The organism is Bacillus cereus group sp. BfR-BA-01316 (assembly GCF_022664195.1).
In the GTDB taxonomy this organism is placed as follows: Bacteria; Bacillota; Bacilli; order Bacillales; family Bacillaceae_G; genus Bacillus_A.
On the sequence record NZ_JAKUGX010000034.1, the window covers coordinates 17,600 to 31,659 of the forward strand.

Below are 14,060 nucleotides of genomic sequence, written 5' to 3' on the forward strand. Positions count from 1 at the left end.
ATAGATTTTGTGAGGTATCCTATAATGAAAAAGAAAAGAATATTAATTACATCTTTTGATATGGAAATTGGTGGAGTAGAAAGAAGTTTGATTGGTTTATTAAATACAATTGATTACAGTAAGTATGATATAGATTTAATGTTATTTAAACATGAAGGAGGATTTTTCTCTTTACTACCTAAAGAGCCGAATTTATTAGAAGAATTGCAACAATATACTACTTTTAGAAAATCAATTAAGCAGATATTACAAGAAGGGCATTTCTCAATTGGAATTACTAGGATGATAGGAAAAGTTATGGGTGTTATGCATGGAAGATATGTAAATAGTAAAGAACCTGGATACTTCGTCATTCAATATGGATGGAGAATATCTCTTCCATTTCTTCCAAAGTTGAGAGAAGAGTACGATGTTGCGATAAGTTTTTGATGGCCGCATTATTTTATAGGGGATAAAGTTCGAGCGAAAAGAAAAATTGGGTGGATTCATACTGATTATTCGAACATACAACTTAACAAAGAAATGGAATGTAAAATGTGGAGGGAAATGGATGATATCGTGGCAGTTTCTGAAAGTTGTAGAGATACATTCCTGAATAGTCTGCCTTATATTAATAAAAAGGTACAAGTAATAGAAAATATAATAGATTCTGAATTTGTTCGCGGACAATCTAATGAAGGAGATATTACTCAGGAAATACCAATAAATAGCGAGCGAATCAAGTTAATTACTGTTGCTAGACTTTCGCATGCTAAGGGAATTGATAACGCTATATATGCGCTTAGAAAACTATTAGATCAAGGGTATGATATCGAGTGGTACATAGTTGGATATGGGCCTCAAGAAGCGGAACTTAAATTGTTGATAGATAAACTAGGACTTCAAGATAAATTTGTTTTACTAGGTAAGAAGATTAATCCGTACCCGTACATAAAAGTATGTGATATTTATGTACAACCTTCTAGATACGAAGGGAAGGCAGTAACAGTTCGGGAAGCGCAAATTCTTAAAAAACCAGTATTAATAACTAATTTTTCAACAGCCAAAAGTCAGTTGGAGAACAGGGTAGATGGATATATTTGTCCAATGGGTATAAAGGGAATTGTCGAAGGAATAAAAAAAATGATTGATGATGTTGAATTCAGAAATGAAATTGTTAATAATGTAAGTCAAAAAAATTATGGTAATGAAATAGAAATGGAAAAGATATATAGGTTAATTGAATTAGAATAGATTAAGTTATAAAACTAAAAATCTTTTACTACTTATAAAAGATACTTTGGGGAATTATTTTTATGGATAATGTTTTAGTATTAGATACATCAGTAGGTTCTCTTAACAAGGGTGACGATATAATAATGAAGTGTGTAAAGCATCATCTTTCTGATATAACTAAAAATGCATATGTTTTAACATTACCCACTCATGTTTCACCTTTTCATTGGTACCAAGTAGCGAGAAAATCAAATAGGGTAAAGATTTATAGTGATGCGAAATATAAGTTTGTAGGTGGTTCGAATTTGCTAGCAATGGATATGTTTACTCATTTCCCACAGTGGAATATTAATATATTAAATTATGGACCTTTAAAGGGGAGTATTCTGGTTGGAGTTGGTGCAGGAAAAGGGAATAAAATAAATCCCTATACAAAAATGTTATATAGAAAAGTTTTATCACATGAATATATACATAGCGTTAGAAATGAAAGAACAAAAAAATTTTTAGAAGAAATGGGGTTTAAAGCTCTAAATACTGGTTGTGCAACTTTGTGGTCTTTTACGCATGATTTTTGTAGGGGAATTCCAAGTGGAAAATCGGAATCGGTTGTTTTTACACTAACCCATCATTCTAAAGATCGTGAAAAAGATCAATTATTGATAGATATACTTAGCAAAAGTTATGAAAATGTCTACTTTTGGATACAAGACGCCGATGATTTCGAACATTTAAAATCTTTAGAAGGTATACAGGGCATAAAAATTATACCTCCTACTATAGAGGCGTATGAAAAAATCCTAAATAAAGCCGTTGATTATGTTGGAGCGCGTTTACATGGCGGTATATTTGCTATGCGTCATAAAAAACGTGCAATAATTATCTCCATAGATGAAAGAGCTAAGGGGATGGGTGAAACGTATAATTTAAATCTGATTGATAGAGAAGATTTAAATAATCTCGAAAAAATGATAAACTCAGAATTTATAACGGATGTTCAGGTGGATTTTGATGTAGTAAATCAATGGTTAAAACAGTTCTCTAATTAACAAATGTACTGTGGTAAAAATGGCGATTTATTAGGAGGCTCAAATGAATAGTATAATTCTCGATAAAATTGTCGTAAGAAATAATAGAGTTGATTATTTTTTTAGTATTAAGGGGAATTTACAAAAGTATTTTAAGACAAGTAATCATATGTTTCTTGAATATAACTATGATGTATCTGATATCCCCTTAAGTATTTTAGCTATTCCGTTTGTTGCAAATGTAGTACCTCTTGTATGGATTACTAATTCAACAATGGTAATAAGTGAATTAGATAAATCTTTTTATATTTGTTTAAATAATATAAAAAATGCATATCAAAACATGTTTCCTGGTGTGAAATTTAAAGGATCCGTGGATGTAGGAGAAATTATTGATAATGTTTACATTCCGGAACTTGAAGCGGCATCTTTATTTAGTGGGGGATTAGATGCACTTACTACATTTATAAGAATAAAAGATAAAAACCCCTTGCTAGTTACTGAATATGGATGGCATGAAAATGAAATAGAGGGTAGTAAAGTATGGGAGGCAGATAAAGAAAATGCCATAAATTTTGTAAAGGATAATGGACTAGAAAATATTTTTATACAATCTAACTATGGGACCTTTATAATTGCAGGGAACATTGACCATGATTTTAGAGAAAAGTTAAACGATACATGGTGGCATGGATTGCATCATGGTCTAGCAATAATATCTGCAGCTATTCCAATAGCCTTTAAACTTAAGATAAAATGTATATACATTGCAAGCTCTAATTCTCCATTATATCAAGTTACTTGTGCATCTGATCCAACTGTGGATAATGAAATAAAATATGCATCTGGAACAGTCTTTCATGATGGATACGAACTTACTAGGCAAGAAAAGATTAAAGTTGTTGTGGACCATTATTCAGCTAATAAAGAACCTGTTAATATCAGGGTATGTTTTAAAAATGAAGAAAATTGTTGTAAATGTGAAAAATGTTTAAGAACAATTATGGGAATAATTGCTGAAGGGAGAGATCCTCGTGAATATGGTTTTAATATTCCAAGTAATCTTTATCAGTACGTTAAAACTTCTTTAAATAGCGAGGTGAAGTTTTTTACCAATACATTCATTGAAATGTATTGGGGTTTAATCCCAGTGCGAATGAAACAAAATTGTGATTGTATTGCAGATGAAAATTTACTAAATTGGTTTCTAGATTATGATTTCAAGGCGCAACGAAGGAAAGCGTTATTAAAATACAGGATAACAAAGTTTTTCCCTATTTTAAAGAGGAAAATTAGTGCCAAATTTAGTAGAGTGGGTACGCAAAACAACTAAAATATAGAAGGTATTACGATGAGAATACAAAACTCCTTAAAAAATATTTTATTCGGTTTGTCTGGACAAATAATTAGTATTGGCATGGGATTTATTGTTCGAACTGTTTTTATCTATACACTCGGTATAGAATATTTAGGTGTGGATGGACTTTTTACAAGTATACTATTGATGTTTTCACTAGCTAATTTAGGATTTGATACAGCTATAATTTATAGTTTATATAGGCCATTAGCTGAGAAGGATATTTATAAAATACAGGCATTAATGAATTTATATCAAAAAGCATACAGAATAATAGGAGTAGTAGTTTTATTAATAGGGTTATCGCTATTGCCATTTCTTGATCATTTAATGAATGCAGATACTACGATTAAAGACATTAACATTATCTATCTCTTATTTTTAATAAGTTCGGTGTCATCATATTATTTTGTATATAAGCAATCTATTATTATTGCTGATCAAAGTAACTATATCATTTCTAAAATACACACTTTGTTCATAATTATATCTAACGCATTACAAATTGTTTTATTAATAATTATTAGTGATTACATTGTAGTACTACTATCTCAATTAACATTAAAAGTAATTGAGAATGTATATATTGCAAATAAGGCAAATAAATTATATCCATTTTTAAAAGAAAAAAATAATGCGAAATTATCTAAGGTAGACAGAAGAGAGTTTTTCGAAAATTTATATTCCTTGTTACTATATAAAATTAGTGGTGTAGTAATTAATGCAACTGATAATATAATTATATCGAAATTTATTGGAGTTATTTGGGTTGGTGTGTATTCAAATTATCTGTTGATCTTAAATACATTAAATACCTTATTAGGGTATTTTTTTTATTCTATCACTGCTAGTGTTGGAAATTTGAATGTGAAAGAAAATGCAGAAAAAAATATTTTATTTTTCGTGTAATTAACTTTTTAAATTTTTGGATATATGGATTTTGTACAGTTTGCCTTTGGAATTTGATAAATCCATTTATAACACTCTGGTTAAGTGAGGAATATGTATTTAATAAGTATGTATTATTTTCCATATTACTTAATTTCTTCACTTCAGGAATGCAAAATACAACTACAATTTTTAGAGAAACCACAGGTTTATTTAAAAAGGGGAAGTATAGACCTATTATAGCGGCAATTATAAATATTGTAGTTTCTATAATTCTTGCGAAACAAATAGGAATAGCAGGAGTGTTTTTAGGGACTGTTATTAGTAGATTATGTACTTACTTTTGGTATGATCCTTATATTATATTTAAATTGTTTTTTGAAAGATCTGTTAAAATATATTTTTTTAGATATATTTTGTTTGTAGTGCTTGTAGTATTTTCTGTTATAGCAACGGATTTAATTGGTTATATTTTTCATATAAATATATTTATGGACATGGTAATACGTAGTATCTCGTGCCTAATTATTCCGAATTTTATCTTTTGGATGGTATTTAAAGAGACGGAAGAGTATAGATATTTCCTTAATTTAACCCGAATATTAATAAAAAAAATAAAGTCGAAAATATTAACTCGGAAGGTTTCGAATGATAATTTTCCATAAATCATTATTTTATTTTCGCCATATCACAGTAAAAAATGCTTTATTTACGTAAAAGATTTTAGGATATTCTGAAAAAGTAGGTAATAATAGTGGCGTTATGTATAAAGAGCATAGTGTCTTTTTAATTATTTAGCTAGAAGTTAAACATCTTGATTATTGTAAGTTTAAATAATGTAAATAAAAGGTTATTGAAATAAAAACAGCTAGTAGGAAAAGAGCTTTTTAGGGAAGGAGAAAGGAATTATAAAAAGGCTTTCTAAATAATGAATTTCTGAAGAACAATAAAAAGTGATATTACTTCTCTTATATCCAATCAATTTACCTTATGAAACATAAGATGTAGAAAAGCAAAAAGAGGTGTGAATTGATGTGGAGAAGAAGGGATAATCTTGGGAATTTGAATGATTTAGATTTGGTGTCCAAGCCTCCTTTTCATAATGACATTTTAACTTATGATAGTACGCAATTAAAATGGATTCCAAAATCATTAGAAGCTACAAATTCTACAAGTATATATACATTAGAATTAGATAGGTGGAATGTTAAGAATGATGGGACTGAGGCTATCAATACTTCTAAAGGTATTAATAATGCTTTAGTTTGGGCGGCCCAACAAGGATGTACGGAAGTTGTGTTACCTAGAGGGATATATTTGATTGATAAACAAACACCCATCGAACCACCAAGTCATTTAACTTTGAATCTAAACGGTTCAACATTAAAAATGGAAACAAATAATTTGACTGGATATGCAATTATAAGCTTTCGTAGAAATCAAGTATATTCTAGGATAACAAATGGTATTATCCAAGGAGATAGATATACACATGATTATTCTAGTGGGGGAACACATGAGGGCGGGTACGGAATTGAAGTGGGGAGTTTTACTCCGCCTACTGATGGGGGGGACAATACAAGGTTTGTATCTTTAGATAATCTAGATATTTTAGATTGTACAGGAGATGCCATTACACTAAACAGTACTTTTGGGCAGATTTTACCTTTTCCTACATCTTTAGCAAGTTCATTTGAACAGGGAGCAATTAATACAACAGATGGTTCATTAGTAAGTAGTACAACAAAGATACGTTCCAGTTTGCAAATTGATATGACCCAAGTGGCTATTGTAAAGTATGGCTACTTCGGTTTATATGGAAATGGATTTGGAGCATTGGGTTCTGATATAAAATGCGATTACTATGATGTCATTTTTTACACTTCAAATAATATATTTTTATCTTCAAAAGTCAATGTACAATTCTTTGATGAAGTAGAAGTCCCTAATGGAGCAAGTTATGCTAAAGTTGTTTTGCATCAAGGGAATGTTCCTGCCCCTGCAAATTGTTTAATAAATGTTCGGGTGCCTTCTTTTCCACAATATACTTATATAGAAAAATGTAATTTACATGATTGCCGTAGACAAGGGATTAGTGTATGTGGGGCAAAGAATGTATATATTCGAGATAATGAAATTCATCACATCGCAGGTACCAATCCACAAAGTGGAATAGATATTGAAGATGGATATGATTTAAACCAATATATATATATTGAAAGAAATAATTTTCATGAAAATAAAAATTATAATATTATTGTTATAAATGGAAAATTTATTTATATATCAAATAATTCTATTATGAATACCATTTCAAATGCTTATGTTGGGCTATCTATTAATGGTGGTGCAGATAGGGTAATCGTAACAGGGAATAATATCCGATTAACTAAGGTCTCTTTGTTAGGAGATGTTGTTTTTTCTAATAATTATGTATACGGAGCACAAATAAATGTTCAAGGTGTATATGCAAATCGAACTATTAACATATTGGATAATGTTTTTTCTAATAGTAAAATGGTTATTGATACCCCATTTCCATATGCGGTTAAAGTTGATTCCTGTCGTTTTATAAACGATGCAGATAAGCTAAACTCCTTGTCATCACTGTATCAGTGGACATTAGAGATGAAAAATGAGCCGCAAATTATCGCAAATTGTATATTTGAAGGACAAGACGTTTTGTATTTAAATTATGTACCAGTAGGAACAGTTAAATCAGGATGGATATTTGAAAATAGTATATTTAATAATGTTAAAACCCCAACCTTAGTTGCAGGGACATATACGAATTGCTTTTTTAAGGAAATAACTTTTTTGGGGATAACAAGTACAGGAAACACTTTAGAATTAATAGATTGCAAGTTCTTTAGTATAGATAGAAATAACACGTTATTTACAGTGAATAACCTCAAAGCATTTAAGATGATTGATTGTCATATAGAAAAACCAAATGGTACGGTCTTGAATATTCAAAATGTATCTGATGATATAGTGTTAAGGGGAAATACTATAAAAATTACAAATGATACTCTTCAGAGAGCTATTATTATTTTGGATACAGTGTTTACTGGTAAGCAAGTGGTAATTCAAAATAATATTATAAATTCCACAAATTTGATGCAAGTTGGGATAGATAATAGAACAACGAGTATTACACCCCTAGTAGTAATTCAAAACAATGTGTTGAATAATGCGAAAATTACAATTACAGGGAGGGAATTTTTGCAAGGAAATATTGTTAATGGTGTAATAAATCCAAATTAATGCATGGTGATAATTAAATTTGAATAGTTTTAAAAAATTATGAGAAAGGAAGTAGAATGAATCTTAATAAATATGTCTATAAAGTATTATATAATGGTACACCGTACACAATTTCATCCGCTTTTTTTAGTAGTTTCAAGTAGTACTATGGAAGGGATTTGGTCCAATATAATCATTCGAAATAGCCTAATTCCTAATAGATAATATGTTTATTGGCTTTTTATTATTACGTTAACTGCATACTAAAAAATAGTGTGTAGGAGAATTTTTAAATAATAAATGGATTTTTTTATATACTACTAAGCGTTGTTTATAAAATTGTGTTTGTGAATATATTTTTTGAGATTTTTACAGTGTGTAATAGTCTCTTGGATAAGCATTTGGAAAAATATATTTTGCACCTATGTGTATTGCTTTCTTCTACTTATTAAGTTTTAAAGTTGTGTACTATAGAAAATGTTTGCAGGTGATAAGTAAAGAGAAATTGAATACAATTCTTTAATTACAACTTGAATATACTTGATTTCAATCCGTAATGAATACTTTGTAGATTATTTAACTTTGGAAAAGCATTTGTAATAATTTAAGATGGGGGAATGATTGGTAATGAAGAGATTGTTTGATATCTTTATTTCTTTATTATTATTAATTTGCTTTTTTTTCGTTATTCTTTTAGTAGCAATTATAGTTAAAATCCAGATAGGATCACCCATCTTATTTAGACAACAACGTCCAGGGTTACATGGAAAACCTTTTTATCTTTATAAATTTCGTACGATGACCAATGAGCGAGATAGTAATGGGAAGCTCTTACCAGATCACGCTAGATTAACTAAAGTAGGAAAATTTCTTAGAAAATATAGTTTAGATGAATTACCACAATTAATAAATGTGCTAAAAGGTCAATTAAGTTTGGTGGGACCCCGCCCATTATTAATAGAATATATGCCTTTATATTCGCAAGAGCAAGCTAAAAGGCATAATGTAAGACCGGGAATCACTGGGTGGGCTCAAATTAATGGAAGAAATAGCATCTCATGGGATGAGAAATTTAAATTAGATGTATGGTATGTTGAGAATCAAAGTTTTCTTTTAGACTTAAAAATTTTATATCGAACTTTTAGTAAGGTTTTAAAGTCGGAAGGGATAACAAATAATAAGCATGTGACTATGCCAGTTTTTAAGGGGGGAATCGAGCATGGGGGAGAATGAAATGAATATTTTGTTTACTAGCTCAGGTAGGAGGGTCGCCTTAATTAAAAAATTTAAGGAAGCATTTAAACAAGAAGGGATTAAAGGGAAAATCTTTACTGCAGACTTAAAAGAAACTGCACCTACCATATACTTTAGCGATAAGCATTTTATTGTTCCGCATGTAAATGAAGAAGGCTATATAAATGAATTATTAAAAATATGTAGATCTGAAATGATAAATCTAATAATCCCGTTAATTGATACGGAATTAATGCTTTTGGCTAATAAGGCAAAGGTTTTTGAAGGTATCGGTGTAAAAGTACTAGTTTCTAGTATGGAATTAAATAAAATAGCTAATGACAAAAAATACACATATAACTTTTTCGTTTCTAATAATATACCAACGCCTAGAGTATTTAGTGATGAAGAGATTGAAAGAAAAGAATATCAATTTCCACTATTAATTAAACCTTATGATGGCAGTTCTAGTAAAGGTGTAACAAAAATTATGAATGAAAAGGAATTGGAATTTTTTAAGGAGTATATACCTAACGCTATGATACAAGAGTACGTTTCAGGAGAAGAATATACTATAGATATAATGGTAGATTTCTATGGAAATATAAAAACAATTGTTCCTAGGTTGCGCATAGAAACACGAGCAGGTGAGGTAAGTAAAGGTATGACCAAGAAGGATATTGAAATCATCAAAGCAGCAGAAACTGTAATAAAAGCTCTTCCTAATCCTATTGGGTGTATTACTTTACAATGTTTTAAAAAGGAGGATGGACAAATTACGTTTATTGAAATAAACCCACGTTTTGGTGGGGGAATTCCGCTATCAATAGAAGCAGGAGCGAATTTTCCGCTTTGGACAATTAAAATGTGTCAGGGGGAAGTTTTTATAGATAAGGACTTTAATTGGAGAGAAAATTTAACAATGCTTAGATATGATGAAGCAGTTTTTATGGAGAGTATTTAATATGATGATTAAAGCAATTGTTTTTGATATGGATGATACTTTGTATAAAGAAAAAGATTATGTCGTAAGTGGTTTTAAAGCAGTGGATGATTGGATTAAAGTGAATCATAAAAAAACTGAATTTTATAATATTGCAATGCGATTATTCAATTCGGGGGAAAGAAAGTTAGTGTTTAATAAAACACTAGAAAAGTTAAACATTGATTATGATGAAAAATTGATTGGTAATTTGATAGAACAATATAGGGCCCATAAACCAGATATTCAATTATTGGAGGAAGCGGATTGGGTACTAAATAATTTAATTAATACCGTAAAAATAGGACTAATTTCAGATGGATATTTAGTTGCTCAAGAAAGAAAAATAAATGCATTAAAGTTAAAAGAGAGAGTTCATTCAATAATTCTCACTGATAAGCTTGGAAAAGAATGTTGGAAGCCGAGCGAAATCCCTTATGAAAAAATAAGTAAGGAATTACAGGTGTCTCATCAGCAATGTGTCTATATAGGAGATAATTTAAGCAAGGATTTTATAACTGCCAAGAAACTAAAATGGTTAACGGTTCACATTAATAGAGAAGATGGGATTTACCATAATCTTATAGTTGAGCAAGCTTATAAAGCACATTATACAATTGATAATTTAAGGAGATTACCTGATATACCAGTATTAAAGCATATGTTTCTAGATACATAGTATTTAAATATGTATAAAGGATGTGTTTACATGCAAACAATTCAGCATAAAAAACGAATCTATCTTTCTTCACCGCATATGAGTGGAAATGAACAGAAATATATTAAAGATGCCTTTGATTCAAATTGGATTGCACCTCTTGGTCCAAATGTAGATGAATTTGAAAGAGAACTTGCTTCTATTGTAGGAGTTAAAGATGGTGCTGCGGTTAGTTCAGGTACTGCTGCCATTCATTTAGCTTTACGATTATTAGACGTTCAAAAAGGAGATAAAGTGTTTTGTTCAAGTTTCACTTTTGTAGCGAGTGCAAATCCGATTATTTATTTGGGAGCTGAACCGGTATTTATTGATTCAGAACCAGAAACATGGAATATGTCACCGGATGCATTGGCACATGCATTATATGAAGCTGATAAAGCAGGGAAATTACCAAAGGCTATCATTCTTGTTCATTTATATGGTCAGAGTGCTAAACTAGATGAAATTCTTTCACTTTGTAATCAATACAATGTTCCTATAGTCGAGGATGCAGCAGAATCTCTTGGATCTACATATAAAGGAAAAGCAAGCGGTACATTCGGAAAATTTGGTGTTTATTCATTTAATGGAAATAAAATTATTACAACTTCAGGTGGTGGAATGCTAGTTTCTAATGATGTAGAAGCATTAGAGAGAGTGAGGTTTTTAGCGACACAAGCAAAGGATCCAGCGCCACATTATGAACATAGTGAGATAGGATATAATTATCGAATGAGTAATATTTTAGCTGGTATTGGTAGAGGACAATTAGAAGTGTTAGAAGATAGGGTGAAGGCTAGAAGGTCTATATATAAACGGTATTACGCAGCGCTATCTCACATGCCAGGATTTTATTTTATGCCTGAATTAGAAAATACACGCTCAAATCGTTGGCTTACGACATTGACAATTGATGAAAAAGAATCCGGGATCTCTATTGGGCAATTGTTGAGAACTTTAGCAGAAGAGAACATTGAAGCGCGTCTTTTGTGGAAGCCACTTCATATGCAGTCGCTCTTTAAAGAGAAGAAGTATTATCCGCATAGCGAAAATGAAGATGTGTCGCAGTCCCTATTTCAAAGTGGAATTTGTTTGCCTTCAGGATCTAATATGTTAGCAGAAGATCAACGAAGGGTAATTCAAGGTATTTTGAAAGCTGTAGAATGGAAGAATTAAAAGAAAAGTAAGTGAAAGTGGAATTAAATTTGTATACGTACCACTATTTGTTCTTTATAGTGAATTTTTCCGAAAGTTATTTAGGAATATTTAGTTTCAACTAATATAAAAAAGGGATGATCATAGGTTTTAAATATCTATATCTTAGTCTGCAAGTAAATTAAAGTATGTAATTGAGAAAGTAATAAAACAAATAATTTCGTTCGTTAAAAAGAATGATTAAAGGGTGTGTTTAACGAATTTAATATGTAAATAGTATTTGTAGTAACTTTTCATATATTAGGAGGAAGAAATGAGCGCTATAACTGGCATTATTCACTTTACTAATGAGCCTGTATCAATTGAGCACGGAAGAGAAGTAATGAGTCGTTTATACAAATATCCTGCCGATGATATTCAAATATGGCACAAAGAAAATGCTTTTCTAGGATGTCATGCACAATGGATTACACCAGAGTCAATTGGTGAACAATTACCCTTCTATAATTATGAAAGGCAACTGGCAATTACAGCAGATGCTATTATTGATAATCGTAATGAGTTATTTGAAAAATTACAAGTGGATTATGCGGATAGAAAAAACATGACAGATAGTGAGTTGATTTTACTCTCTTATCAGAAATGGGGGGAAGCGGCTCCAAAATATTTGGTAGGCGATTTTGCCTTTATGATTTGGGATGAGAAAAAACAAATTCTTTTTGGTGCCAGAGATTTTTCAGGAAGTCGGACACTTTATTTTTATCGTGGTGAGGGAAAATTTGCTTTTTGTACTATTATAAATCCGTTATTTTCTCTACCATATGTTGAGAAGAAATTAAATAAGCAGTGGATTGCTGAATTTTTAGCTATACCTGTAAATTTCGAATCGGTAGATCCACAGTTAACAGTTTACAAATATATAGAACAAGTGCCCCCATCACACACTATTTTGGTAAAAGAAGGCGAAGTGAAGTTTTCGCGATACTATACACCAACTGTTGGGAAAATGCTTAATTTAAAATCAAATGAAGAGTATGAAGAGGCGTTTCGAGAGGTGTATAAAAGTGCAGTGAAGGCCCGTTTACGAACACATCACCAAGTAGGAGCCCATTTGAGTGGAGGGCTAGACTCAGGTTCTGTCGTTAGTTTTGCTGCAAAGGATTTACGGGCTGAAAATAAAAAATTACATACGTATAGTTATGTTCCAGTAGAAGGATTTGAAGATTGGACACACAAAGGTAGGATAGCTGACGAAAGACCATTTATTCAATCGACTGTAGAGCATGTAGGGAATATACAGGATTATTATTTAGAATTGCCAGAGAGAAGCCCACTATCGGAAATTGATGATTGGCTGGAAACAATGGAGATGCCATATAAATTTTTTGAGAATACTTTTTGGTTGAGTGGAGTTTATGAAAAAGCATCTCAGCATGGAATAGGAGTACTTCTTAGTGGTCAAAGAGGTAATTGGACAGTATCATGGGGACCTATTTTAGATTACCAGGCAATGTTATTGAAAAAGCTACATTGGATTCGTTTTTATCGTGAACTATATTTATATAGTAGAAATATAGGAGTGAAAAAATCACGTGTTTTTGAAGTGGTAAGACGAAAGGCTTTTCCATTTTTGCATCAGTTACTTTTTTCAGGAAAACAAGATGCAAATTCCGCAATAATTAATCCGGAATTTGCAAGGGAAATGAATGTTTTTGACAGACTTAGAGAACAAGAAATTGATATAACAGGCACCTCTATCTCTAATGCATATGACATGAAAAGAGAACAGTTTGAAAAACCATATTATTGGAGCATAAATGGAACGTATGAAACGAAATTATCATTACGTTATGCTTTATGGGATCGTGATCCCACAAATGACTTACGATTGATTCAATTTTGTTTGTCAGTTCCAGAAGAACAGTATGTTCAAAATGGTTTAGATCGAGCCCTGATCCGGAGAGCCACAAAGAATTTCCTTCCTGATAAAGTACGATTGAATCAACGGGTTCGAGGTATTCAAGGTGCAGATGGTGTTTACCGTATGGCTCCTTTTTGGAATGAATTTATTGAGGAAGTTGAAGAACTTAGTATAGATCCAGTAATTTCTGAATTTCTAAATGTAGAGGTAATTAAGAAAGCTATCTCAAAAATTTGTAAAGAACCTCGACCAGAATATGCATTTGATTTAGATTTTAGAATTTTGATGCGCAGCTTAATCTTCTATCGATTTATAAAAAAAGTAATATGAAAGGAGGT

Annotated in this window: 8 protein-coding genes and 2 pseudogenes; all 10 read left to right on the forward strand. The window is 30.9% G+C overall.

Annotation, left to right across the window (positions count from 1 at the left end; all coding sequences use genetic code 11):
• The first annotated feature begins 24 nt into the window (after nt 1–24).
• Nucleotides 25–1,233, forward strand: a pseudogene (locus tag MR071_RS20955) (glycosyltransferase).
• A 62-nt stretch (nt 1,234–1,295) separates the two neighbouring features.
• Nucleotides 1,296–2,264: a polysaccharide pyruvyl transferase family protein gene (locus MR071_RS20960; RefSeq protein ID WP_105585347.1), complete on the forward strand. Its 969-nt coding sequence runs from the start codon at nt 1,296–1,298 to the stop codon at nt 2,262–2,264.
• A 43-nt stretch (nt 2,265–2,307) separates the two neighbouring features.
• Nucleotides 2,308–3,576: a peptidase gene (locus MR071_RS20965; RefSeq protein ID WP_242237830.1), complete on the forward strand. Its 1,269-nt coding sequence runs from the start codon at nt 2,308–2,310 to the stop codon at nt 3,574–3,576.
• A gap of 18 nt (nt 3,577–3,594) precedes the next feature.
• Nucleotides 3,595–5,153, forward strand: a pseudogene (locus MR071_RS20970) (lipopolysaccharide biosynthesis protein).
• Between the two features lie 367 nt (nt 5,154–5,520).
• Nucleotides 5,521–7,755 carry a right-handed parallel beta-helix repeat-containing protein gene (locus MR071_RS20975; RefSeq protein WP_105585345.1) on the forward strand — a complete coding sequence of 745 codons (2,235 nt, stop codon included), beginning with the start codon at nt 5,521–5,523 and terminating at the stop codon, nt 7,753–7,755.
• A gap of 606 nt (nt 7,756–8,361) precedes the next feature.
• Nucleotides 8,362–8,967, forward strand: a complete 606-nt coding sequence (locus MR071_RS20980; RefSeq protein WP_242237832.1) for a sugar transferase — start codon at nt 8,362–8,364, stop codon at nt 8,965–8,967.
• Entirely contained in the window at nt 8,954–9,931 is a 978-nt protein-coding gene (locus tag MR071_RS20985; protein WP_105585343.1) for an ATP-grasp domain-containing protein, read from the forward strand. The genes MR071_RS20980 and MR071_RS20985 overlap by 14 nt, the downstream gene beginning before the upstream one ends.
• A 1-nt stretch (nt 9,932) precedes the next feature.
• Entirely contained in the window at nt 9,933–10,628 is a 696-nt protein-coding gene (locus MR071_RS20990) for an HAD family hydrolase (RefSeq protein ID WP_105585342.1), read from the forward strand.
• 30 nt (nt 10,629–10,658) lie between these two features.
• Nucleotides 10,659–11,822: an aminotransferase class I/II-fold pyridoxal phosphate-dependent enzyme gene (locus MR071_RS20995; RefSeq protein WP_105585341.1), complete on the forward strand. Its 1,164-nt coding sequence runs from the start codon at nt 10,659–10,661 to the stop codon at nt 11,820–11,822.
• Nucleotides 11,823–12,114: 292 nt separating this feature from the next.
• Nucleotides 12,115–14,052: a lasso peptide isopeptide bond-forming cyclase gene (locus MR071_RS21000; protein ID WP_242237833.1), complete on the forward strand. Its 1,938-nt coding sequence runs from the start codon at nt 12,115–12,117 to the stop codon at nt 14,050–14,052.
• Nucleotides 14,053–14,060: the final 8 nt, after the last annotated feature.